The sequence below is a fragment of the Ochrobactrum sp. S1502_03 genome (assembly GCF_044435015.1).
Lineage (GTDB): Bacteria > Pseudomonadota > Alphaproteobacteria > Rhizobiales > Rhizobiaceae > Brucella > Brucella chromiisoli.
In genome coordinates this window covers 1-22946 of the sequence record NZ_JAYEXN010000024.1, presented here as the reverse complement: position 1 = coordinate 22946, position 22946 = coordinate 1, and the positions used below count along the sequence as shown (strand labels likewise).

Below are 22946 nucleotides of genomic sequence, written 5' to 3'. Positions count from 1 at the left end.
TGACTGTAAGTTAAATTGCTCGACCTTATATCGAGGCTGTATCTGAAACCCGGCGGCTTACCGTGAATGCTTTGTCCAGCTCCGGGTTTAATGCCATACCAAGACCCGGGCCGGGCGGCACCGTAATCATGCCGTTCTTCACCTCTGGCAAAGCCGTGACAAGATCGCGATACCAGGTCCGATAAAAGGCACGGACACTCTCCTGCACCAGTGCGTTCGGCGCATTGAGCGAAAGATGGGTCGAAGCACACAACACCACCGGACCAGTACAGTCATGGGGGGCAACAGGCAGATGCCACGCTTCAGCCATGGACGCAATTTTCCGCGCTTCCGACAATCCGCCGCACCAGGAAATATCCAGCATGACAATGCCCGCAACGCCGGTTTCAAGATAATCGCGAAAGCCCCATCGCGAGGCCAGCGTTTCAGATGCGGAAATGGGCGCAGGAGAAACGTCTGCATAGCGTTTGAGACTGGAGAGACTGTCCATCTTGATGGGGTCTTCATGCCAGAAAGTGCCATAAGGCGTCAGCGCTTTTGCGATCTGCATCGCGGGCAAAAGCTGCCACATGGAGTGGAATTCCACCATAATATCGATGCGATCGCCAACGGCCTTGCGGATTTTTTCAAAAGGCTCAAGCGCTGCTTTCATATCCGACGATGCGATATATTGACCGCGCGTTTTTTCCGCAGCAGCATCAAAAGGCCAGATTTTCATGGCCGTGATGCCCTCTTCAAGAAGAGAGTGGGCCAATTCATCTGCCCTGTGCAGAAAGCCATTCAGATCATCATAATCACGACCGGTTGAAAGGCCATAATTGCCCGTGGTCTGACCCGTCGCTTTCTTGATATATTCCGTGCCTGCACAGGTGTTGTATGTTCGGATTTCGCGGCGGGTGAACCCACCCAAAAGCTGCGCGATTGGCTGGTTTGTCGCTTTGCCGAAGATATCCCATAAGGCGATATCAAAGGCCGAGTTGCCGCGCACTTCCGCTCCAGATGAGCGAAAGCCGACATAGCCCACAAGGTCAGATGCCAGACGGTCTATTTCGAGTGGATCGCGGCCAATAACCCGTGGTGCAACATATTCATGGATGTAAGCTTCAACAGTTTCCGCACCGAAAAATGTTTCGCCAAGTCCGGTGATCCCCTCATCCGTATGAACAAGAACCCACAGCAGATTGGCGCGCTCTGCCACACGCACAGTTTCCAGTGCGGTAATCTTCATCAGTTCCTCCTCTTGCTCCCAAGGTCCTCCTTACATGGCCTTGCTATCCGGCTCAAGCCGACTGATCAAACTATTCATTTAATTGGCATTTTGAGTATCAGACTTTGAAAGCGCAACTGAACTTTCATGGGCCGGGTGCGATGCTCCTGCAATCTCGAAAGCCTTAAGCATATTTTCATGCGGAAAAACGGAAAAAACCGCATATCGATTTTTTAAAACGCCGTTTTGGGGTTCTCCCGCTGTTCAACTTTGTGTCTGTTATCGATAGCATTTAAGCAAGAATATGCGTACCAAATACCATTCATGCGTCTGAATATCTGGGAGAAACTTATGACATTTCCGCTGTTCAACCTGTCGGGAAAACTGGCGCTGATAACGGGGTCAAGTCAGGGCATTGGCTTCGCGCTCGCACAAGGTCTGGCGGAACATGGCGCGGAGGTCGTCATCAACGGCCGCAATCAGGCCAAAGTCGAAACTGCGGTGAAGATCCTGCAAGATGCAGGTCATAAAGCGCATATCTCCACCTTCGATGTGACTAATCGTGAAGCCGTCAAAGCAGGCGTCGATGCTATCGAGCGCGACATCGGCGCAATTGAGATTCTGATCAACAATGCGGGAATGCAGCATCGTGCTCCGCTTGAGGATTTCCCGGAAGACAAATGGCTGCAACTGCTGGAAACCAATGTTTCAAGTGTCTTCTATGTCGGCAAGGCTGTTGGGCGTCATATGATCGGTCGCAAACGCGGCAAGATCATCAATATCGCGTCCGTGCAAAGCGAACTCGCCCGCCCGTCAATCGCGCCCTATACCGCAACCAAAGGTGCCGTGCGCAACCTGACACGCGGCATGGCAACCGACTGGGCCAAACACGGGCTCCAGATCAATGCAATTGCACCGGGCTACTTCAAAACACCACTCAATCAGGCGTTGGTCGATAATCCTGACTTCACCGGCTGGCTGGAAAAGCGGACACCGGCGGGCCGCTGGGGGAATGTCGAAGAACTGGTCGGCGCTGCGGTCTATCTTAGCGGCAGCGCCTCTTCCTTCGTCAATGGCCAGGTGCTTCATGTTGATGGCGGCATGACCGCAAGCGTTTGACGCCTAGAACATTTCCTGTTTTGATTGAATCATTGGAAATGCTCTATCGGTTTGTTTCCACGCATTATCCCACGCAAAACCGCTTCGGGCTTTTCGGAATGTGCTCTAGTAAAGCAGACGAGTGCGTATTGTGCCCGGAATCTCGCGCATAGCCTGAAGAACCTCGTCAGCATGATCTTCCATTGCATCCCCCTCAATCACGACATAACCAACCTCGCCATCGGTCTGCAAAAACTGGCTGATAATGTTGATATTATGCGATGAGAAGATATTGACCAAACTGTTGAGAATGCCCGGACGGTTTTCATGCACATGCATGAAACGCGTGCCGTTTGGACGTGCAGGCAATTGCACCTGTGGGAAATTGACCGCACCGAGCGTCGAACCCACATCGGAATATTCCACCAGCTTGCGGCTGACTTCCATGCCGATGCGCTCCTGCGCCTCTTCGGTGGAGCCACCGATATGCGGTGTGAGAATGACATTCTCCAGCCCCTGCAACGGCGAAACGAACGGATCCTTGTTGGATGCTGGCTCAACCGGGAAAACGTCAATCGCAGCCCCTGCGAGGTGACCTTCCTTGAGAACCTTGGCGAGTGCTTCCAGATCGACCACAGAACCACGCGCATTGTTGATGAGGAAAGCCCCCTTCTTCATCTTGCGCAGCTTGGCTTCGGTGATCATCTTGGCCGTCGACTTGTTCGATGGCACATGCAGGCTGATCACGTCCGAAATTTCAAGCAGCTCATCAAGTGTTTCGGTCGGGATCACGTTGCCATATTGCAGTTTGTCGGTCATGTCGAAGTAGCGGACCGTCATACCGAGGCTTTCAGCCAGATTGCCAACCTGGGAACCGATATTGCCATAGCCAACAATGCCCAGCGTCTTGCCACGCACTTCGCGGCTGCCCGTGGCACTCTTGTCCCAGCCGCCGCTATGCGCAGAAGTGGAGCGCGGGAAAATGCGCCGCATAAGCATGATGATTTCGCCAATCACCAACTCGGCAACGGAGCGTGTATTCGAGAAAGGCGCATTGAAAACCGGGACACCGCGCTTACGCGCTGCTTTCAGATCAACCTGATTGGTGCCTACCGAAAAACATCCGACGGCAATCAGACGCTGCGCTGCTGCAAACACTTCATCGGTGAGCTGCGTGCGCGAGCGAATACCCACGATATGTGCGGACGAAATTGCTTCAATCAGATCAGCCTTGTCCAGTGCTTTTGGCAAATGAACGACATTGGTGTAGCCGGACGATTTGAAATAATCGACAGCAGACTGGTTGATACCTTCGAGAAGAAGAACATTGATACGCTCACGCGCGAATGAAAGACGTGCAGTCATGTTGGGGGCTTCCAGGCTTCGGCTATGCTGATGAATTCGCCATATAAGGTTGTCGACATTGATCGCGAGAGCGACTTAGCATCCAAAGCGCAAGAAAAAAACCAAATTCGACGACAATTGACCAATTGACGTCGTATTTGGATAATCATTCCTCATTCGCAGGCTATGCACCGATAAATATGCTTAAAACAGCGTTTAAGCGTCGCTTGGAAGCGCGTTAAAAAATGAACAAAGAAAAAATCTGGTCCCTATTCCTTAAAGCATAATCCTCATCGGCAACGTTCGTACAAAAGTGTTGGGCAAGTGCCCGTCACGTTCTGCGCTTGGTTGCAACCATGAAAGCATCGAGTTCTGCGCGTGTTCCCGCCCCCTCCATCGGCCCCCGTCGCGTAACATTACGCGCACCGGCGGCACAGGCGTAGTTAAGCGCAACATCGGGCGACAGACCCAGCCTGCGGCAAGCAACATAAGCGCCGCCAAAGCAATCACCTGCGCCGGTGGGATCGATTTCATCAACGATAAACGCGCTCTGATGAAGCTGCGTCCCATCGGCTGCAAAATAACTTGCACCCTCGCCACCGCGCTTGAGTACGATCTCTTTCACGCCCAGCTTGAACAGATGCCCGATTGCGTTGGCCTCGCCTTCAACCCCTGCCGCAAGCTCAAGCTCTTCGCCAGATGGCAGCAACAGATCCGTCATGGAAATCAACCGTGCAAAAAACTGCGCCGTATCTGCATCCTGTTTAATTTCCTTACGCAGATTGGGATCAACAGAGAGCGTCCCGCCCCGCGCCTTGATGATAGTAACCGCTTGTTCGATTACTCCGCGCGCCGCAGGCATCGACAGTGCCGATCCCATGACGTGCAGATGCCCGGCACGGTGCGCAAGCTTTTCAACATTGGCGGTCCAGCCAAAGCGAGACGCAGCAGACTGTACAATATTGAAAACAAAATCGCGCGACCCATCAGATCGATAGCGCACAAAAGCACTACCGGTCGGAAAATCCTTATCAATGGATATGCCCGCAACATCGACTCCATCATTCTCAAGACGCGTGATATTCACACGTCCAAAATCGTCGTCTCCCACACATCCAACCATAGCGGACTGATTGCCCATACGCGCGCATTGCGAAATGAAAATTGCCGGAGCGCCACTTGGATAAGGACCAATCAGTGGCTGTGCTTCGAAAAAGCCGTCGCCCACGGTTGTTGCAACGATCTCGACCAGTATTTCGCCAGCGCAAATGGTGGGGCCAAGATCATCCGGGGAGAGCACAGAAAACGTCATTCTTATTCACTCGCTATGTCGTTGACGAAGTTAAAGGTCGGTAACCGTTGGCAGAATAAATAAACTTCAGACATTTTGAAGCGTGAAAGCCAAAAAGACCGTAAAGAAAAAGCGGCTGTCATCGTCACAGCCGCCCCGTTCTCATCTATTTTCAGATCGTTTAATTCGCAGGCAGATCGGAAAAATCACCCTGGCGCATAAAGGCAATACCGTTCTGGTCAAACAGATGGCAGAATTGCGCGTCGATACCAATTTTGCTTGCTGCATCGCTGCTGACAGGTGCCGTGCCCGGCGTAATGATGCAGAAGGCTTCGCTCATGCCTTCCGGCACGCTGTAAACAATCGTCTGCTGTCCGAGGCGTTCAACGACAGATGGCTGCACGCTGATCATTACCGGGCGCGGCGGCGGCTCCGTTGAAGATGTCGGCATGGTCATGGGCTTCGTTGCCGGCCTTGAAGCGGTGCTTATGTTGCTCTGGGCGCGTATCGGACGCAGCAAAAGCCAGATCAGCATCTTCTTTGTCGCGTCGGTTCTTTATGCAATCTATCTGGTCTGGCTTGCATTCCTCACCACACGATGGAAGATTTACGCAGCATCAGCAATCGGGGGGATCGGCACAGCGCTTTTTGCAATTGGCACAAGCGTTGCTGGCTATGGAACCGTCTCCATTATGGGGGCTATGGCGGGATTGGCGAGTGTCGCAATACTGGCGAAGGTAGAGTACAATAAGAACTGAGGGGGATGCCTTGAACCGGATAATACTGGAAGTATGCGTTGATGATGCCGAAGGTCTTGATGCCGCAATCAAAGGCGGTGCAGACCGGATTGAACTTTGTTCAGCACTCGCAATCGGCGGACTGACGCCTTCCATTGGCCTGATGCAGCTTGCAGCCAAAGCGCCAATTCCGATCATGGTAATGATACGGCCCCGCGCCGGCAGTTTCGTGTGGTCGGAAGATGAATTGCAGATCATGGAAGCCGAAATTGCAGCAACCCGCTCACTTGGTCTCGCAGGCGTGGTGATTGGCGCCAATCTGCCCGATGGCAAGCTTGATAGGCCAGCCCTGAAAAGGCTGGTGAATGCAGCCGATGGTCTTGAAATTGCTCTGCATCGCTCAATTGACCTTACCCCTGACACAGCGGAAGCGGTGCAAATGGCGGCTGAGCTTGGAATCAACCGGATTTTGAGTTCAGGCGGTGCTTTGAAAGCCACATCCGGTCTTGAACGCCTTGCTAAAATGCAGCGTGCTGCCAAAGACAAAATAACCATCATGCCGGGTTCTGGCGTGAATATGGGCACAGTTGCAGCCATCGCCGCTGCCCTGCCTGATCTCGCCGAAATTCATGCATCTTGCAGCGCCGCAATCGACACGGACGAAACCTTACTGAATTTTGGCTTTGCTGTGCCCGGCGCAACAAGAACCACATCCGCAAAAGTAGCCGAATTGCGTGCAGCGCTTGATGCCGTTGCCGACGGCAGACAGCCGCCTTCCTGATTGTGAAGGAAAAGCAAAAGTAACTTGTGTTGACATAAACAGAAGACATTAGAAATTTGTGTTGAAGTAAAGTTTTCTTTTAACTAGACAACTACGACACAAGGAAAGGGCCGGAGTTGCAGCCGACAGAAGACCTCTATCAGACTGTGCAAGCGGCAGTGCCGGAGCTTACTCCGAAGCTGCGCGGCATATGCCTGTTGATCGAAAATGATCCGGTAGGTTTCATTCGCTCCACGGCACGCGAATTGTGCAATCAACTTGGCACGTCAGAGCCGACGCTCATCCGCTTCTGCCAGCGCTTTGGCTATGCAGGGCTTGCCGATTTCCGCATTGATCTTGCCTTGTCACTTGCCCAGCGTCCTGGTCTCGTTCCCACAGGCGTGGAAGCCAATCCGGTTGACCGCCGTGCCGTCAATTTCGACGCCAAGGATGCCATTGGACGCAGGGCGGTTCATTTGCTCGAAGGCGATACTTCGGTGCTGTTTGATAACGGCTCAAGCGCCGAGCGTCTGGCCGCTCACCTTGGCAATCTCGCACCGCTCATCGTCATGACCCGCAGTCTCGACGTCGCACAAAGTGTGCTGCGTCACAAACAGCATCAGGTGATGCTGACCGGCGGCAGCATACGCCGTGAGACCATGTCCTTCTCCGGACGACTGGTTGAAACTGCCCTTTCTGAAATGCGCTTCGACACCTTTGTGATGGGGGCGGACAGTATCGATCCGGAAACCGGTGTGAGCACTTTCCTGGAAGACGAAGCCCACGAAAACCGTGCGATGATCGAAGCCTCGGGCCGCATCATCGTGCTGGCCGATAAAAACAAATTCAGCAAACCACGGCTGCATCGTATCTGCGCAATGGATCGGATTACGGCCATCGTAACCGATCTTGAGCCCAATCACGACATGGCCAACCGCATCCGCGAGCGCGGCGTGCGTGTCATCAGTACTCAAGAGGACGGTATTCATGACTAAACTGGAAACGAGCCATACCTGGCAGGAAATTCACGCACAGCCGGGTATCTGGCAGGCATGGGCTGCTCCGCTTGCCAAACAGTCGGCTGAAATCCGCGCATGGATCGCCGCCAAGGGTATCAAGCATATCGTTTTCAGCGGCGCCGGCACCTCGGCCTTTATCGGTCAGGCACTGGCATCAGCCAAGACTGGCGCGATTTCGCTCGAAGCAATTCCAACCACCGACATTGTTTCCAATCCGTCTGAAACACTGTCCAACGATGCGGAACTGCTCGTTGTGCAATTTGGCCGCAGCGGCAACAGCTCGGAAACCATTGCAACGCTCGACCTGCTGGACGCGCATTTCCCAAAGGCGCACCGCCTCAACATTACTTGCAATGGCAAAAGCGCACTGGCCGTTCGCAAAGCGAAAGGTCCGGGCGACCAGCGCGTGATCGTTCTGCCGGAAGCAACGCATGATCAGGCATTTGCCATGACGTCGAGCTATACGACCATGCTTTTATCGGCGCTCGCCTGCATTGATGACACGGTGGATGTCGCGGACAAGCTTAACAAGCTCTCGGCTGCAGGCGCAAAAGCGATAGCAAAGCTCGACGCAATGTCTGCCCCACATCCAGAACGCGCGATTTTCCTGGGCTCCGGTGCACTGACCGGCGTTTCACGCGAAAGCGCACTCAAGGTTCTGGAACTGACTGCTGGTCAGGTTATGACCAACTGGGACAGCACGCTTGGCTTCCGTCACGGACCAAAGGCTTCTGTTGTCGGCAATACCCGCGTTGTGGTTTTCATTCACCCGGATCAGCACACCGCGCGTTATGATCGCGACATTGCCGTTGAGATTGCGCAGCAGTTCCCTTCCGCAACCGTGACCACTGTTGGCGGCGAAGGTTGTGATCTTGCGCTTGATCTGACTGGCGACAGCCGCTGGGATGCCGTGCTTTATGTGCTTCTGGCGCAGATCTGGTCTGCCCGCTGGTCGGCTGAACTTAATCTTAACATCGACAACCCGTTTATTGATCAGGGCAACCTGACACGCGTTGTTTCCGGCGTTAAGATCTACCCGTTTACAGCATGAAACACGAGGTCAGCATGATCTGCGGCGCCATTGATCTGGGCGGCACCAAAATTGAGGGTCGCCTGTTCGACGCAAATATGGAAACGGTTCTGACACGGCGCATTCCAACGCCTGTCAGCGACTTCGATGCTTTCATCGATGGCTTGTCCGCGCAGATTGAATGGCTGACCGAAACGGCGGGCAACCCAAACCTGCCCGTCGGCATCAGCCTGCCCGGCTGGATTGATCCGGCCACCGGCCACGGCTTTGCATCCAATATTCCGATCACCGGTCGCGATGTGGGCGCAGCGCTTCAGAAACGTTTCGGGCGCAGCTTTCCGCTGATGAACGACTGTATGGCTTTCGCCTATTCGGAAGCGCATGGCGGTGCAGCCGAAGGAAGCGAAGCAATGATTGGCCTGATTGTCGGCACCGGCATGGGCGCTGGTGTTGTCATCAACGGCGAGATTCCGCCGCGCTATAATGGTCTTGCACTGGAAATTGGTCATACGGGTATGCCTGCGCGAATCTTAAGCGAGCAGAGCCTTCCGCTGATCCCTTGCGGCTGCGGCAAGACAGGTTGTATGGAACGCTATGTTTCCGGCACGGGCCTTGCTGCTATTTCCCAAATTAAGCTCAATGAGACCATCTCCAATCAGGAACTGACATTGCGCGCGTCCAATGGCGATGCGAACGCAGAAAAGGTGCTCGATGACTGGGCTGACCTGATGGCGGAATCGCTTCTGACCATGCAGCTTGTTGTCGACCCGGATTGTTTTGTGTTGGGCGGCGGCCTGTCCAATATGGATGGCGTCACTGAGCGCGTTTCAAAAGCATTTGAAAAGCGCAAACTTGGCCCCACACGTATCCCTGCCATCAGAACTGCACGTTTCGGTGATAGTTCGGGCGCACGCGGCGTTGCCCTATACGCCTTAAATAAATCAGGAGAAAGCCAATGACTCGTCTCGTCGCCCCCGATTATGTATTTCTGAACGGGCGGCTTCAGACTGGTCTCGTGGCCGAGATCGGCACTTCTGGTATCACGCGCCTTCGTCCGCGCAAATCGGACGAGACGTCCGATCTCACGCCGCATGTGCTGATGCCAGCCTGTATCGACCTTCAGGTCAATGGTGCGGGCGGCGTCATGCTCAATTCCGACACCAGCGCCAAAGGCATCGCGCATATCGTTTCAACATTGCGCAAACTTGGCACGGGCTGGGTTCTGCCAACCCTGATTACCTGTGAGCCGGAACGCATGATCGAGGCCGCCCATGCAGCAGTCGAGTGCAAGGGCATGGATGGCTTCTTCGGCCTCCACATCGAAGGTCCGCATCTTAATCCTGCCCGCAAAGGCACCCATCGCATTGAATTCATTCGCCCGATGGATGCATCCACGCTGGAAGCGCTCAAAATTCTGCGCAAAGCGGATGTGCCTGTCATGCTCACGCTTGCACCGGAAATGGTACCGGGCGACACGATCCGCGAGATTGCTGATATGGGTGTCGTGGTTTCCGCCGGCCACACCAATGGCACAACGGAACAGGCGCGCGCCGGGCTTGCCGCAGGTGTGAGTTGCTTCACCCATCTTTACAATGCCATGCCGCCAATGACATCGCGTGAGCCGGGCGTGGTTGGCACAGCAATCGGCAGCGATGCTTTTGTCGGCATCATTGTTGATGGGCATCATGTGGCATGGGAAATGGTCGGCATCGCATGGCGTGCACGCCCGAAGCGTGACCGCATGTTCCTTGTATCAGACGCCATGTCCACCATTGGCGGCCCGGATCATTTCGAACTTTATGGCGAGCGGATTGAAGTGCGCGATGGCGCATTGGTTAATGCAGCCGGATCACTTGCAGGTGCGCATATCGATATGGTCGGCTGTCTTGCTAATCTCGTTCAGCATGTCGGCGTGCCGCTTGAAGAAGCCATTCGCGCGGCCTGTGTTGTGCCTGCCGATGTGATGGGCAAAGCTGCCCCCAACCTTGGTGCAGGCACGCCACTACCAGAGCTTCTCGCTTTGGACGGCAATTTGAAACGCATTTCTCTCTGAAATTTTTGTTATACCCACGGAGTTCCGTTATGAGCAGCACGCAACGATTGAGCCAACTTCCCGCCCGTTATGCGAGCGGCGCGCGCGGAGGCATCACCTCAATCTGCTCGGCCCATCCGCTGGTCATTGAAGCAGCTCTTCTCGAAGGTATTGCCACCAACACCGATGTTCTGATCGAAGCGACCTGCAATCAGGTCAATCAGGATGGCGGCTATACCGGCATGACACCGGCTGACTTCCGGCGTTTCGTTGAAGAAATTGCAGCGCGTCTTGGCTTTGATACCAAGCACCTTATTTTAGGTGGTGATCACCTCGGCCCAAATCCGTGGAAGCATCTCACTGCTGAAGAAGCCATGGCAAAATCCGAAGTGATGATGGATGGTTTTGTGCGAGCAGGCTTCACCAAAATCCACCTCGATACCTCTATGGGCTGTGCCGGTGAACCCGTTGCCTTGCCTGATGCCGTGACCGCAGAACGCGCGGCCCGTCTTGCCAAGGTTGCAGAAAAAGCAGCTGCTGAATCCGGCTTTGATCTGCCTGTCTATATTGTTGGCACAGAAGTTCCGATTCCAGGCGGCGCGATGGAAGAAATCGAAGATCTGGAACTGACCAAGCCAGATGCAGCTCTTGAAACCATCGCCATTCATCGCAAGGCTTTTGCAGCGCTTGGTTTAGAAGATGCATTCTCGCGTGCGATCGGCGTTGTCGTGCAGCCGGGCGTGGAATTCGGCAATGAAAACGTTGTCTATTACGACAGTGAAAAAGCGACAGCTTTAAGCGGTGTTCTCAACGAAACGCCACAATTTGTCTTTGAAGCTCATTCGACCGACTATCAGCCGGTTGAGGCGCTCTCCGATCTGGTTCATGATGGCTTTGCTATTCTCAAAGTCGGACCGGGCCTGACTTTTGCGCTGCGTGAAGCACTCTATGGCCTTGATCAGATTGCAGCTTTCCTCGACAAGCTGCCCGAAGAAGAGACCGTTCGCGGCAAGCTTGAGAAGCTTCTTCTCAACGAGCCGAAGAACTGGGAGAAATATTATCATGGCGATGCGGAAGAGCTGCGTCTTCAGCGCCATTTCTCCTATAGCGACCGCATTCGCTATTACTGGCCACACCCGGAAGCCGTGGCAGCTGTCAATGCGCTTCTAACGCGTCTTGAAGGCCGCAAAATCCCGGAAACGCTGATCAGCCAGTATCTTGGCACGCTTTATCCAGCTGTTGCATCCGGCAAGGTCGAAGCCACGCCACACGCGCTCATGGTCGAAGCGGTGCGCAATGTCATCCGCGTCTATGGTCAGGCCGTTGGGACGCATTGATAATGCAGAGTAATTCAGTGAAGCGTTGAGTAAAAGCGGCTCCCATTGAAACGGAACCGCTCTATCTATTTGTTTTCACGCATTATTCCACGCAAAGCCGCTTCGCACTTTTGCTGAAAATGCTCTAGCTTCGCTTTTTACGTTGAAGTGCGGCGAGAACGGAGCGCTCTGAGCTGAGAAGATAGCGATCAAGCTGTTGCGCGGCGATCTCGTTATTGCCGGCCTGAAGCGAACCCAAAAGCTCTGCATTCAACGCAATATACGATTCATGAAGATGCGCGTTATCTTCAAGCTGGGCAAAAACCAGCCGTAATTCCGCAAGAACGAGATCAAAACAGGCGCTCAGCCGGGTGCTGTCGCAAAGCTCCACCATGGCACGGTGAAACTCCATATTGATGGTACCAACCTGCCGCCAGTCGCCTTTTCCCTGGGCCAGAACCGCCTGCTCCAGCAGCGCGTTCATACGCTCTAAAGCCGGGTGAGCGGGAACAGCGATTTGAACGGCGCCTTTCTGAATAACACGCCGAACACGATAAATATCAACGACCGTCGCCTCGTCAGGCGTTGCAACAAAAACACCGCGATTGGGAATATAGGTCAGCAAACTCTGGCTGGTCAGAAGGCGAAAAACCTCACGCAACGTGTTGCGGGATATGCCAAACTGCGCTGAAATCTGTTGTTCGGAAAGCTTGGTTCCGGGCAATAATTCGCCTGTAATCAACATTTCGCGGATTTTAGCGGCGGTTTGGGTCGCCAATGGCTGGTCATCATCAAGCGAAGGCATTGCGTTCGTCATGAATATCCTTCAGACTTTCTCACTCCAGAGCGTGTCGCGCTTAATCGTACCCAATACGCTCGCTCTATGTTCTTGTTGTTACGCATGTCGTTGTTGAAAAACCGGTTCCCATTTTTCCGCGACATGCTTTAAACCGCTCTGCGGCCTGCGCCGCGTTATTCCCCGTGAATTTCCAGCGAATATACGAATTACATATTGTTGAACAATACATAATAGGTTATTCAACAATAATCCGTAAAGAATGATTATTCAACCGGGAAGAGACATGGCATTTATCGATCTCAACAGCGACCTCGGAGAAGGCTTCGGGCCATGGCCGATGGGTGACGACACGTCGATGCTGGCAATTGTGACGAGTGCCAATATTGCCTGCGGCTTTCATGCTGGCGATCCTGCCGGAATTCTCAGCGTATTGCGTGAAGCGGCGCGGCGGGGTGTGCGTGTTGGCGCGCATATCGGCTATCGCGATCTGGTCGGCTTTGGCCGCCGCAATATGGACCCGTCAAGCAGCGAACTCATTGCCGATACGATCTACCAGATCGGTGCCTTGCAAGGGCTGGCGCAAGCTGCCGGAACAAAAGTCACCTATGTAAAGCCCCATGGCGCGCTTTATAACACCATTGCGTATGACAAACGACAGGCAGCAGACGTTATCGCAGGCATTAAGGCAATCGACCCTGATCTGGTGCTCATGGCGCTTGCAGCGGCACCGATTGTGGATCAGGCGCGCGACGCGGGACTGCGCGTCGTTTGCGAGGCTTTTGCAGACCGCGCTTATAATATTGACGGCAGTCTCGTTAATCGCCGCCTTGAAGGTTCGGTTATTCATGATCCTGACGTCATTGCAGAGCGAATGCTGCGCATGATCAATGAACAGCGCATGACCGCTATTGATGGAACCGACATCGCGCTTGATGCGCAGTCGATCTGCATTCATGGCGACAATCCGACAGCCGTTCAAATCGCCCGCACATTGCGCAGCACACTTGAGGCACGCGGCGTAGAACTCAAGCCTTTCGTTCATACTGCATCATGAGTGAACGCCTGCGCTTTCTGCCTTCCGGCAGCGACAGTTTTCTGGTCGAGCTTGACGATCTTGGCATAAGCCTGACATTGCTTGATGCGCTGCTCGCAGCTGAGCTTAAAGGCATTTGCGAAGTCATTCCCGGCGCGCGCACCATTATGGTGCACTTTGACCCCTTTATGACGGATCGCGCAAAACTGACCAAGCAGATTGCGAAGCTTGATCTGTCGGTTCGCAGGTCGCGCAGTGGTGCATTTTTCGAAATCCCTGTTTGCTACAATGGTGAAGATCTTGATGATGTCGCGGCTTTCCTTGGCTGCTCCGTCGAAGAGCTCATTTGCCGTCATACGCAAGCAACCTATACGGTTGCCTTTACCGGCTTCGCACCCGGCTTTGCCTATATGACCTGCGACGACCCCAGCTTTGATGTCCCACGGCGTCAAAGCCCGCGTGTGAAAATTCCGGCAGGATCAGTGGCGCTTGCTGGCAAATTCGGCGGCATTTATCCATCCGACAGTCCTGGCGGCTGGCAATTGCTTGGCACAACACCGCTTGCCATGTGGGACACGACCCGCAAACGTGCAGCCCTGCTTGCACCCGGCGATCGCGTGCGCTTTCGCGATATGGCCAAGAGTGAAACCACTCCTGTTTCAAAGCCTGCAACCAAGTTGGAAAATTCTCACAAACCCGCAGACGGCCTGCTTGTTACGCAGGCTGACCGCCCGGCACTGTTTCAGGATTTGGGCCGTTTGGGGCTTGCAAGTCAGGGCGTCTCTCAATCGGGTGCGCTTGATCGCAGAGCGATGCTTGAAGTCAATCGCTGTCTTGGCAATCTGCGTGATGCTGCGGTTCTTGAAATTAGCTTCGGCGGCTTTGCCTTCAAGGCTGACCGTGCGGTCACTGTGGCTGTAACCGGCGCGCCCTGCCCGCTAACCATCCGTACAGCCAAGCAAACAAAACTCACCGCGACGTTTTCAAGCCCTATCGCACTCAATGCTGGCGACGAGCTGATCCTTGGCATCCCGCCCGAGGGCATGCTGAGCTATCTCGGACTGCGCGGGGGATTTGCTGTTGACGACGTTCTCGGGTCAAAAGCCCGCGATACACTTGCCAAAATTGGCCCGGAGCCCATTGCGGTTGGCGACATATTGGTGCCCGCCAATGGCCCCGCACTTGCAGTCAGTGATATTGGCCACGACCAGCGCCGTCTGCCCCGCGCAGGTGAAGTTGTTACACTGGATATTGTGCTTGGACCCCGCACCGATTGGTTTACGGCGCAAGGGCTTGCAACCCTCACAGCCCAGGAATGGGATGTCACACCGCAATCAAGCCGCGTCGGTATGCGCCTGTTCGGATCGGCAACAATCGAACGCGCCAACCACGATGAATTACCATCCGAAGGCACAGCCCTTGGGGCAATTCAGGTGCCACCAAACGGGCAACCCGTGCTTTTTCTGGCCGATCATCCTTTGACAGGCGGCTACCCGGTGATTGGTGTTGTGGCCAGCCATCATCTCGATCTGGCGAGCCAGATACCCATCGGCGCCCGTATCCGTTTTAACCCGATCTCTGCTTTCGAGCCGCAGGAAATCATAGTCTGATGAAAAAGCTGCTTATCGCCAATCGTGGCGAAATTGCCATCCGCATCATCCGCGCAGCCCGCGATTATGGTGTGGCATCTGTTGCAATCTATTCCGATGCCGATGCAAATTCACTGCATGCAGAGCTTGCAGATGAGGCCTATGGCCTTGGTGCAGGCCGCCCGGCGGATACTTATCTCAATATTGCAAAAATACTCGACATTGCAAAACGCGCCGGTGCCGATGCAGTGCATCCCGGCTATGGTTTCTTGTCGGAGCGTGCCGAATTTGCCAAAGCCGTCCTTGATGCTGGCCTCATCTGGGTAGGTCCATCGCCAGAAGTCATCACTTCGCTGGGCGACAAGGTTGAAGCACGGCGCATTGCCGAAAAAGTTGGTGCCCCCCTCGTCAAGGGTTCAGCCGGTCCCTTGGCATCTGCTGCAGAAGCGGTGGCTTTTGCACGCGAGGCGGGCTTACCGCTTGCGATCAAGGCGGCCTTTGGTGGTGGCGGTCGCGGCATGAAGGTTGCCTATCATCTAGACGAAGTCGGGGAGCTTTTCGATTCCGCGGTGCGGGAAGCCATTGAGGCCTTTGGTCGTGGCGAATGCTATGCAGAACAGTTTCTTGAAAAACCTCGCCATATCGAAGCGCAGGTGATCGCCGACACGCATGGCAACACCGTGGTTCTGGGTACGCGGGACTGTTCACTACAACGCCGCAATCAGAAGCTCGTTGAAGAAGCACCTGCACCCTTTATCACGCAGGACCAGCGCAACCGTATTCATGAATCCGCGCGCGCAATCTGTGCAGCCGCGGGCTATGCCGGGGCTGGCACTGTCGAGTTTCTGCTTTCGCAGAATGGCACGATCTCGTTTCTGGAGGTCAACACCCGCCTTCAGGTCGAACATCCAATCACCGAAGAAACCACCGGCGTCGATATCGTGATTGAGCAGTTGCGGATTGCGGATGGCGAGAAGCTGTCGGTGACCGAAACGCCGACACCACGCGGCCACGCCTTTGAATTCCGCATCAATGCAGAAGATCCCGGCCGCGGCTTCCTGCCAACGCCGGGCATGATCACCCGTTTCCGCGCGCCTTCGGGTCCGGGTGTGCGCCTTGACACCGGCGTCGAGAGCGGATCGGAAATACCGGGCCTGTACGACTCCATGATGGCCAAGCTGATCGTCACAGGGGCAACACGCAAGCAAGCACTAATCCGTGCGCAACGTGCGCTGGCCGAGTTTAAAATTGAGGGTGTGGCTTCCGTGCTTCCATTCCATCGTGCGGTTGTTGAAGAAAAAGACTTTACCGGCGAAGATGGATTCAACGTCTTCACCAACTGGATCGAGACTGAGTTCCGGGGTGTTGAACCGTCGGCAAGGATTGATCCCGTCGATGGTGGCCTGTTGCGCAGCTTCATCGAAATTGACGGCAAGCGCCATGACATCGGTTTGCCGGCGGCGTTATTTTCCGGGCTAAACACACCCCAAAAACCGGCATCAACTGTGCCACAGGCCGCAGAGGGAACCGTTACAGCCCCCATTCCCGGCACATTTCAGCAATGGCTGGTCGAAGACGGTGCAACGGTGGCTGAGGGCGAAATCATTGCGATTATCGAAGCCATGAAGATGGAAACACGCATTGCAGCACCGCGCTCAGGCAAGATCAGCCTTTGTGCCGAAACAGGCAAGAGCGTAAGCCTTGGTGCTGCGCTTGCCATCATCGAATAAGCCGCCGCTAATTTAGCGCGTGTCTTGCCCGACAACCGTTTCACACTTTTCGGGATGCGCTCTAATCCAGCCCCAATGGATCGGCGATGCGTGGCCAAAGCTCCATACTCGCCTTTCTATATTGGGTAACGGCTGCATCGGTCGGGTAAGATGTTGGCGCCGCTATATAAACGATTTCTGACGCTATCGGCTGAAAGCCAGCCTGAAAATGGTTGGTCGATTTAACCAGCAGATAATCCTTGGCTGCAAAATCAATATCGAGATTGGAAAAGATATTCGGCTCATAGGTCTGTGAGCGGCTGGTAATCAGGATAATATCGATCGTCGTTCCAACCGGTCTGATCACCGCCACCCGACCGAGATTGACCCGGCTCTTGCGGAAGCTTTGCCATCCGGCATCCATCACTTTTTGAATTGTGACGCGCAGATCAAGCGGCTCTCCGCCATGCCATGACGATTTTCCGCCAATACGAAGCTCAAGTTCAGCGCCCTCGCCTGCCGCATGACAAAACGACACTGCGACCGGGTCCCAGATCGTTGCCACGGCAAAATTATCCATTCCGCGTTGCAGCATATGACGCAGGATGAAAGTGGCATCACCGGCAACACCACCACCGGGATTGTCCCATATATCAGAGATGACAACAGGCAAAGACGCATTGGATTTGCGCACTGCTGCCACATGATCAAGCCCGGCATCGGTGTCAAACATCGGCATCGCCGTCAATTTACGCATGCGATAAAGCTCATGGCCAAGCCTTTGCGCCAGCGCATCGCCTTTCGCTTTTTCATTATCGCTTACGACAACAATGCGGGTTCCCATATCCGGCACATCGCCCGCCATGAAGCCGTGAATAACGGAGATCGACAAAATATCGTCTTTGCCCTGCATGCGGTTTATCCGGTCCACAAAAGAGCGCATCGGCTCGCGGTTTGTCGGATAAAGCGTAATCATGCGGCAATCAAAGGTCGAAATAATGGGCTTTATCTCGCCACGCAAAGCGCGAAGCGTCAAATCAACCACATGCTCACCGCGCTCCTCAAAATCGGTATGGGGGAACTCAAGAAAGGCCGCCATCAGATCAAGATTGGCAACTCGCTTGGCAGACAAATGGCTGTGTGGATCAAACTCGGCTGCAACAAGAACATCTGGCCCCACAATCGCGCGGATATGCGCAAGAAAATCGCCTTCCGGGTCATCGTAACCCTGCGCAACCATTGCTCCATGCAACCCCAGAACCACGGCATTCACCGGTAATACCGCTCTCAGCTCTTTTAGAATTGTATCCCGTAACGTCTCATAGGTTTTGCGCTGGATAAGACCGGCAGGCTCAGCCCAGCAGGATGTTCCTTCAATCACGCTCAGCCCATGCGCCGCAGCGCGTCGGCGCAAAACCGGCACAACCGAAGAACACAGCGTGGGCGTATCCGGGTGCTCACCAGGCCCTGCATAAAATGCCGCTTTGAAGGCATCCATATCCGTCGGAACGGGAGAAAATGTGTTGGTTTCAGTTGCAAGGGAGGCGGTGAAGATGCGCATGATATGAACCCGCAAGAGCGCCAAGGGCGAAGGATGTTGGAAGTCGTCAAGGAACGCGCAGATGCAAAGCGTTAAAGCGGCGATCTGACAATATGAACGCGATTGCGCTCGCTTTTCCACACCGCACAGCAATGCTTTGCACAGAAATTCAACTTAGAGCATTACTGAATTAAGTTGAATTATTAAATGTTCTATCTTTTTGTTTTTACGCATGATCCCACGAACGCGGATTTTGCCAATGGTCGGCGGGTTTGTCGCCAGTTTTTCACTTTTACTGAGCGCTGTTAGCATCAGTGCGCATAATTGAGTAAGGTGGAACTGGTTGTCAGTCGATTCCAAAGGAATTCGTTTTTCCAAGTGTCATCCTGCACGCCGTTTTCTTTTATGGGCGTTATTCAGTTCTCTATCGTAATCTTCAAGAAATAATGGCTGAGCATAGCACATAATACCAAGCTATATGTTAGGTATTTCTAATTTCTATAAAGGTATTAAATTCCTCATAATGAATAGATTCTTTGGGTGCCAATAATGAATTTTCGATTTCATGTCACGTCTATAAGAATATCGTGACTGTCATGCTCGTCTTTCTGTTGGGTTTATGTGCATTCAAAATGGCACAAGCTGGCTCGTCATGCCTTGCAAATGAACAGCTTGATGGTCCAATCAGAGCCCTCCTGTCTTTGCAGGTATCTTTGGGAAATGGACAAAGGGCAACAGTCTATAGCTCGTCGCGCAATTGCTTTAAAAGACTGGGCTCTTTTTACCTGCTGAAAAATTTGCGCCAGAGCCGAAATAAGAGTCGTTGTGGCAAGACACATCATCAGTTTGCGGGCAAAGGCGAGCCATGAGCGCAAACCCAAGCCGTATTCATCCGAAGGAAACGTGCAAACCAGCAATCGCACTCAAGGATGTGCAGATTTCGTTCACGTTGGCCGATGGCTGTCGCTTCGATGCTGTTGCCGAAAGCAATCTTGACGTTACTGAAAACGAATTTGTGGCAATTGTCGGTTCAACCGGCTGCGGAAAATCGACATTGCTCAATGTCGTTGCCGGACTTCTCGTGCCTGCCAGCGGTAGCGTCGAAATCAGCGGCCAGCGGCTGCAAGGGCTTAATCGCAAGGCGGGCTATCTCTTCCAGCAGGATGCTCTCATGCCCTGGAAGACCGTGCTGGACAACGTCTCCATCGGGCTGGAAATTGGTGGCACATCAAAGGCTCATGCGCGCGAGCAGGCGCGTGACTGGCTTGATCGCGTCGGTCTTACAAGTTTCGGTGATCGCTATCCGCATATGCTATCGGGTGGACAGCGCAAGCGCGTCAGCCTTGCGCAGGTGCTGATCCGCAATCCGAAATATCTGCTGATGGATGAACCCTTCGGCCCACTTGATGCGCAGACGCGTATCATCATGGGGGACCTTCTCCTCGACCTTTGGTCACGGGACAAGAAAGCAGTGATATTCGTAACACACGATTTGGAAGAAGCAATCGCGCTGGCTGATCGCGTTGTCATCATGTCTGCCGGGCCGCGTGCCCGCATCATGGCGGAATATAAAATTCCCCTCGCCCGTCCGCGCGCGATTTCCGAAATTCGTCTCGACGACCAGTTTCACAAAATTCATCGCAAAATATGGGGCGTGCTCAAAGAAGAGGTTCTCAAGGGCTATCAGCAGACGGGTAAGCGAAAAAAATGAAAAAGCCTATGCTGTTTCTGGCACAGCTCAGCGTGGCTGTCTTCTTTATTCTGATCTGGCACCTCTTCACCGCGACCCATCTGCTGGGCAACCCGGTCAAGGCAAGGTTCTTCTTTGCAACGCCGGGCGATGTGGCACAGCGTATCTATAAATGGTTTGCCGGCGCAACGATCTGGTATCATCTCGGCATTACCCTGCTTGAAGCCATGCTGGCCTTTGCTATCGGCGCAATCGGTGGTGTTTTGATCGGGTTTTGGTTTGCCCGCAAGCTTTTGCTCGCGGCAATCTTTGACCCCTATGTGAAGGCGGCTAACTCCCTGCCGCGCGTCGTGCTGGCGCCGATTTTTACGCTGTGGCTCGGCCTCGGCATTTGGTCGAAGGTGGCGCTTGGTGTGTCGCTGGTCTTTTTCATCGTTTTCTTCAACGTCTATCAGGGCGTGAAGGAAGTGAACCAGACAATACTCGCCAATGCACGCATGCTGGGCATGAATGAGCGTCAACTCCTGCGCAACGTCTATCTGCCGTCCGCGCTGTCGTGGATGTTCTCAAGCCTGCATACGGCTGTCGGCTTTGCGGTCGTCGGCGCAGTCGTCGGGGAATATCTTGGTTCGTCAGCGGGGCTCGGCTATCTGATCCAGCAGGCTGAAGGCGTGTTCGACGTCACCGGCGTCTTTTCCGGCATGTTGGTGCTCATGGCATTCGTGCTTGTCATCGACTGGGGCGTATCCATCGTGGAAGCGCGCCTGCTTGTCTGGCGTCCGAAAACCGCCGGTCATAATGGCGTTTAAAGCGCTTATGCGCTTCAAAGCCGCAAGGAAATTCAAGGAGAATACAATGAGGACAACGCGTAGAGAGATATTGCTGGGCGCCGCCGCCTTCGGGCTTGCGGATATCGCCTCACGCCTGCCCGCGCATGCGCAGGATGCCTCCGCCACGCCGGAAAAGCCGGCGCTGATGTTTGGTGTCGGCGGCAAGCCGCTCTTCTATACCCTTCCGCTCACCATTGCCGAGCGAAAAGGATTTTTCGAAGAAGAAGGCATCAAGGCGACCATCAATGATTTTAGTGGTGGTGCAAAATCTTTGCAGGCGCTGATTGGCGGTTCGGTCGATGTAGTCACTGGCGCATATGAACATACCATTCGTATGCAGAACAGGGGGCTGGACATCAAAGCCATCTGCGAGCTTGGTCGTTTTCCGGGCATCTGCATCGGCGTGCGTAAGGACCTCGCCGACGAGATCAAGACGATTGCCGATCTCAAGGGCCAGAATGTCGGGGTCTCGGCGCCCGGCTCTTCGACCTCGCTGCTGTTGCAATATGCACTCATCAAAAATGGCCTCTCCGCAGACGCCGCTTCGATTATCGGTGTCGGCGGCGCCGCAAGTGCCATTGCGGCCATTAAAAATGGCGAAATCGCCGCCCTCGTCCATGTCGATCCGGCCATCATGCAACTGGAAGCGGATGGTGACATCACGCTGCTTCTGGATACGCGTACAGAAGAAGGCACACGCCAGCTTTTCGGTGGCACGAATCCGGGCGCGACTGTTTATGTGCAGCAAAGCTTCATCAATGCAAACCCGGTGACCACACAGCGCGTCGTCAATGCTTTCATTAAGGCGCTGAACTGGATTCACAAGGCTTCCGCCGATGATGTCGCTAATGCTGTGCCGGAAAAATATCTGCTGGGTGACCGCGCGCTGTACAAGACAGGCTTCGAGAAATCCCGTGCCATGTATTCCGAAAACGGCATGATTACAGAAGACGGCTTCAAGAGCCTGTTCGAAATGCTCAAGCTTCTTGATCCGGAACTGGCAAATGCGGATATTTCATTTGCGCAGACATTCGATCCACGCTTCGTGAAAGCGGCAAAGGTATAAATTTGTTTTGGGCGGGGGCAACCGGGAAATTGGCCTCACAGCTTGCGTTCACAGCAATTATAAAAGATTGAACAACAGAGCCAATTCACTATTAACTTCAAATTATTATTATTAGTTTCCACACTTTCTGTAGACTATAGCAATATACATATTATAAATAATTATAATGAATATCCGGATTGCAGTAATCGCAACAGATTTACTAGCGTCCTGTTATACTCATACTGATGAGGTTGGCAAAGCCGGCTTCGACGAGATCTTATCCCGTGGCATATTGAAAGTTGGAACCACTGGCGATTACAGTCCTTTCACATTCAAAGACCCCAAAACCGGTGAATATCAAGGTTTCGATATCGACCTTGCAAAAAATCTCGCAAACCCGCTAGGTGTTCGTATTGAATTTGTACCAACCAGTTGGCCGACTTTGACACAGGATTTTAACAGCCATAAATTCGATATCGCCATGGGAGGCATATCAATCACGTTGGAACGTCAGAAAATGGGACTTTTCTCGTTTCCTTATTTGCAAGACGGTAAAGCGCCAATTGCACGCTGTGCGGATCACAATCAATACATTTCGCTTGCAGATATCGACAAGCCGAATGTCAAGGTAATCGTAAACCCAGGGGGACAAATGAAAAATTTGTACGTACCCACATTAAACATGCTCAAATTGCCCTATGGAATGACAACACCACAATTTTTGACCAGATCGCACAGGGGAAAGCAGATGTTCTGATTACTGATGCATCTGAAAGGCGTTGGTGCATGAAGGCGTTCAGATTTACTGAACTTAGAGAATTAGGCTTTAGCCGTTGACGTTTTCGTTTCGTCTTCGGGGTCTCGTTCATGCCTT

The 22946-nt window shown here is 53.6% G+C and carries 22 protein-coding genes and 1 pseudogene; 16 read left to right on the top strand and 7 right to left on the bottom strand.

Annotation, left to right across the window (positions count from 1 at the left end; translation table 11 throughout):
* Positions 1–25 precede the first annotated feature (25 nt).
* Positions 26–1228, bottom strand: a complete 1203-nt coding sequence (locus VBH83_RS14380) for a mandelate racemase/muconate lactonizing enzyme family protein (protein ID WP_265985924.1) — start codon at positions 1226–1228, stop codon at positions 26–28.
* A 330-nt stretch (positions 1229–1558) separates the two neighbouring features.
* Between VBH83_RS14380 and VBH83_RS14375 the strand changes: the two genes are divergently transcribed.
* Entirely contained in the window at positions 1559–2326 is a 768-nt protein-coding gene (locus VBH83_RS14375) for an SDR family oxidoreductase (RefSeq protein ID WP_396998337.1), read from the top strand.
* Positions 2327–2431: 105 nt separating this feature from the next.
* Here the strand turns inward: VBH83_RS14375 and serA are convergent, their stop codons facing one another.
* From serA to VBH83_RS14360, 3 genes are all read right to left on the bottom strand, one after another.
* Entirely contained in the window at positions 2432–3670 is a 1239-nt protein-coding gene (serA, locus tag VBH83_RS14370) for a phosphoglycerate dehydrogenase (protein WP_265985926.1), read from the bottom strand.
* A gap of 310 nt (positions 3671–3980) precedes the next feature.
* Positions 3981–4961 (bottom strand): sugar kinase, encoded by a 981-nt coding sequence (locus VBH83_RS14365; RefSeq protein ID WP_265985927.1) that lies wholly within the window; start codon positions 4959–4961, stop codon positions 3981–3983.
* A gap of 160 nt (positions 4962–5121) precedes the next feature.
* Entirely contained in the window at positions 5122–5397 is a 276-nt protein-coding gene (locus VBH83_RS14360; protein ID WP_265985928.1) for a hypothetical protein, read from the bottom strand.
* Between VBH83_RS14360 and VBH83_RS14355 the strand changes: the two genes are divergently transcribed.
* The 7 genes from VBH83_RS14355 (at position 5390) to VBH83_RS14325 (ending at position 11855) form a co-directional block, all read left to right on the top strand.
* Positions 5390–5698: a hypothetical protein gene (locus VBH83_RS14355; RefSeq protein WP_265985929.1), complete on the top strand. Its 309-nt coding sequence runs from the start codon at positions 5390–5392 to the stop codon at positions 5696–5698. The two genes, VBH83_RS14360 and VBH83_RS14355, sit on opposite strands and share 8 nt — an antisense overlap.
* Before the next feature lie 10 nt (positions 5699–5708).
* Positions 5709–6458 (top strand): copper homeostasis protein CutC, encoded by a 750-nt coding sequence (locus VBH83_RS14350; RefSeq protein ID WP_265985930.1) that lies wholly within the window; start codon positions 5709–5711, stop codon positions 6456–6458.
* 116 nt (positions 6459–6574) lie between these two features.
* Positions 6575–7432 (top strand): DeoR/GlpR family DNA-binding transcription regulator, encoded by an 858-nt coding sequence (locus tag VBH83_RS14345; protein ID WP_265985931.1) that lies wholly within the window; start codon positions 6575–6577, stop codon positions 7430–7432.
* Positions 7425–8507 carry an SIS domain-containing protein gene (locus tag VBH83_RS14340; RefSeq protein WP_265985932.1) on the top strand — a complete coding sequence of 361 codons (1083 nt, stop codon included), beginning with the start codon at positions 7425–7427 and terminating at the stop codon, positions 8505–8507. The genes VBH83_RS14345 and VBH83_RS14340 overlap by 8 nt, the downstream gene beginning before the upstream one ends.
* Positions 8508–8521: 14 nt before the next feature.
* Positions 8522–9445: an ROK family protein gene (locus VBH83_RS14335; RefSeq protein WP_265985933.1), complete on the top strand. Its 924-nt coding sequence runs from the start codon at positions 8522–8524 to the stop codon at positions 9443–9445.
* Positions 9442–10539, top strand: coding sequence for an N-acetylglucosamine-6-phosphate deacetylase (gene nagA / locus VBH83_RS14330; RefSeq protein ID WP_396998333.1), 1098 nt, complete (start codon positions 9442–9444; stop codon positions 10537–10539). Before VBH83_RS14335 ends, nagA begins: the two co-directional genes overlap by 4 nt.
* A gap of 29 nt (positions 10540–10568) precedes the next feature.
* Positions 10569–11855, top strand: coding sequence for a D-tagatose-bisphosphate aldolase, class II, non-catalytic subunit (locus VBH83_RS14325; protein WP_265985935.1), 1287 nt, complete (start codon positions 10569–10571; stop codon positions 11853–11855).
* A gap of 124 nt (positions 11856–11979) precedes the next feature.
* Here VBH83_RS14325 and VBH83_RS14320 read toward each other — a convergent pair whose 3' ends face one another.
* Positions 11980–12651, bottom strand: a complete 672-nt coding sequence (locus tag VBH83_RS14320) for a GntR family transcriptional regulator (protein ID WP_265985936.1) — start codon at positions 12649–12651, stop codon at positions 11980–11982.
* A 265-nt stretch (positions 12652–12916) separates the two neighbouring features.
* Between VBH83_RS14320 and VBH83_RS14315 the strand changes: the two genes are divergently transcribed.
* From VBH83_RS14315 to VBH83_RS14305, 3 genes are read left to right on the top strand one after another with little or no spacing between them, the layout of a single operon-like run.
* Positions 12917–13687 carry a LamB/YcsF family protein gene (locus VBH83_RS14315; RefSeq protein ID WP_396998331.1) on the top strand — a complete coding sequence of 257 codons (771 nt, stop codon included), beginning with the start codon at positions 12917–12919 and terminating at the stop codon, positions 13685–13687.
* Positions 13684–15276, top strand: a complete 1593-nt coding sequence (locus VBH83_RS14310; protein ID WP_396998329.1) for a carboxyltransferase domain-containing protein — start codon at positions 13684–13686, stop codon at positions 15274–15276. Before VBH83_RS14315 ends, VBH83_RS14310 begins: the two co-directional genes overlap by 4 nt.
* On the top strand, positions 15276–16985 hold the full coding sequence (locus tag VBH83_RS14305) for an acetyl/propionyl/methylcrotonyl-CoA carboxylase subunit alpha (protein ID WP_396998327.1): 1710 nt from the start codon (positions 15276–15278) through the stop codon (positions 16983–16985). The genes VBH83_RS14310 and VBH83_RS14305 overlap by 1 nt, the downstream gene beginning before the upstream one ends.
* A gap of 61 nt (positions 16986–17046) precedes the next feature.
* Here the strand turns inward: VBH83_RS14305 and VBH83_RS14300 are convergent, their stop codons facing one another.
* Entirely contained in the window at positions 17047–18525 is a 1479-nt protein-coding gene (locus tag VBH83_RS14300; RefSeq protein ID WP_396998325.1) for a M81 family metallopeptidase, read from the bottom strand.
* 153 nt (positions 18526–18678) lie between these two features.
* Positions 18679–18882 carry a hypothetical protein gene (locus VBH83_RS14295; RefSeq protein ID WP_265986013.1) on the bottom strand — a complete coding sequence of 68 codons (204 nt, stop codon included), beginning with the start codon at positions 18880–18882 and terminating at the stop codon, positions 18679–18681.
* On the opposite strand from VBH83_RS14295, the pseudogene VBH83_RS14290 reads away from it, so the two are divergent.
* The 5 genes and pseudogenes from VBH83_RS14290 to VBH83_RS14270 all read left to right on the top strand — a co-directional run.
* Positions 18848–18959 (top strand): annotated as a pseudogene (locus VBH83_RS14290) (IS6 family transposase); the annotation flags it as partial. The gene VBH83_RS14295 and the pseudogene VBH83_RS14290 sit on opposite strands and share 35 nt — an antisense overlap.
* A 410-nt stretch (positions 18960–19369) precedes the next feature.
* Positions 19370–20215 carry an ABC transporter ATP-binding protein gene (locus VBH83_RS14285; protein WP_396998323.1) on the top strand — a complete coding sequence of 282 codons (846 nt, stop codon included), beginning with the start codon at positions 19370–19372 and terminating at the stop codon, positions 20213–20215.
* Positions 20212–21003: an ABC transporter permease gene (locus VBH83_RS14280; protein WP_265985942.1), complete on the top strand. Its 792-nt coding sequence runs from the start codon at positions 20212–20214 to the stop codon at positions 21001–21003. Before VBH83_RS14285 ends, VBH83_RS14280 begins: the two co-directional genes overlap by 4 nt.
* Positions 21004–21049: 46 nt before the next feature.
* Positions 21050–22090 (top strand): ABC transporter substrate-binding protein, encoded by a 1041-nt coding sequence (locus VBH83_RS14275; RefSeq protein WP_265985943.1) that lies wholly within the window; start codon positions 21050–21052, stop codon positions 22088–22090.
* Positions 22091–22256: 166 nt separating this feature from the next.
* Positions 22257–22829: a transporter substrate-binding domain-containing protein gene (locus VBH83_RS14270; RefSeq protein ID WP_323054560.1), complete on the top strand. Its 573-nt coding sequence runs from the start codon at positions 22257–22259 to the stop codon at positions 22827–22829.
* Positions 22830–22946: the final 117 nt, after the last annotated feature.

Bases quoted from the DNA above. Each gene is read 5' to 3' on its own strand.
- VBH83_RS14380 (WP_265985924.1), bottom strand. From the start codon at position 1,228: ATGAAGATTACCGCACTGGAAACTGTGCGTGTGGCAGAGCGCGCCAAT.
- VBH83_RS14375 (WP_396998337.1), top strand. From the start codon at position 1,559: ATGACATTTCCGCTGTTCAACCTGTCGGGAAAACTGGCGCTGATAACG.
- serA (WP_265985926.1), bottom strand. From the start codon at position 3,670: ATGACTGCACGTCTTTCATTCGCGCGTGAGCGTATCAATGTTCTTCTT.
- VBH83_RS14365 (WP_265985927.1), bottom strand. From the start codon at position 4,961: ATGACGTTTTCTGTGCTCTCCCCGGATGATCTTGGCCCCACCATTTGC.
- VBH83_RS14355 (WP_265985929.1), top strand. From the start codon at position 5,390: ATGGTCATGGGCTTCGTTGCCGGCCTTGAAGCGGTGCTTATGTTGCTC.
- VBH83_RS14360 (WP_265985928.1), bottom strand. From the start codon at position 5,397: ATGACCATGCCGACATCTTCAACGGAGCCGCCGCCGCGCCCGGTAATG.
- VBH83_RS14340 (WP_265985932.1), top strand. From the start codon at position 7,425: ATGACTAAACTGGAAACGAGCCATACCTGGCAGGAAATTCACGCACAG.
- VBH83_RS14335 (WP_265985933.1), top strand. From the start codon at position 8,522: ATGATCTGCGGCGCCATTGATCTGGGCGGCACCAAAATTGAGGGTCGC.
- nagA (WP_396998333.1), top strand. From the start codon at position 9,442: ATGACTCGTCTCGTCGCCCCCGATTATGTATTTCTGAACGGGCGGCTT.
- VBH83_RS14325 (WP_265985935.1), top strand. From the start codon at position 10,569: ATGAGCAGCACGCAACGATTGAGCCAACTTCCCGCCCGTTATGCGAGC.
- VBH83_RS14320 (WP_265985936.1), bottom strand. From the start codon at position 12,651: ATGACGAACGCAATGCCTTCGCTTGATGATGACCAGCCATTGGCGACC.
- VBH83_RS14315 (WP_396998331.1), top strand. From the start codon at position 12,917: ATGGCATTTATCGATCTCAACAGCGACCTCGGAGAAGGCTTCGGGCCA.
- VBH83_RS14310 (WP_396998329.1), top strand. From the start codon at position 13,684: ATGAGTGAACGCCTGCGCTTTCTGCCTTCCGGCAGCGACAGTTTTCTG.
- VBH83_RS14305 (WP_396998327.1), top strand. From the start codon at position 15,276: ATGAAAAAGCTGCTTATCGCCAATCGTGGCGAAATTGCCATCCGCATC.
- VBH83_RS14300 (WP_396998325.1), bottom strand. From the start codon at position 18,525: ATGCGCATCTTCACCGCCTCCCTTGCAACTGAAACCAACACATTTTCT.
- VBH83_RS14285 (WP_396998323.1), top strand. From the start codon at position 19,370: ATGAGCGCAAACCCAAGCCGTATTCATCCGAAGGAAACGTGCAAACCA.
- VBH83_RS14280 (WP_265985942.1), top strand. From the start codon at position 20,212: ATGAAAAAGCCTATGCTGTTTCTGGCACAGCTCAGCGTGGCTGTCTTC.
- VBH83_RS14275 (WP_265985943.1), top strand. From the start codon at position 21,050: ATGAGGACAACGCGTAGAGAGATATTGCTGGGCGCCGCCGCCTTCGGG.
- VBH83_RS14270 (WP_323054560.1), top strand. From the start codon at position 22,257: ATGAATATCCGGATTGCAGTAATCGCAACAGATTTACTAGCGTCCTGT.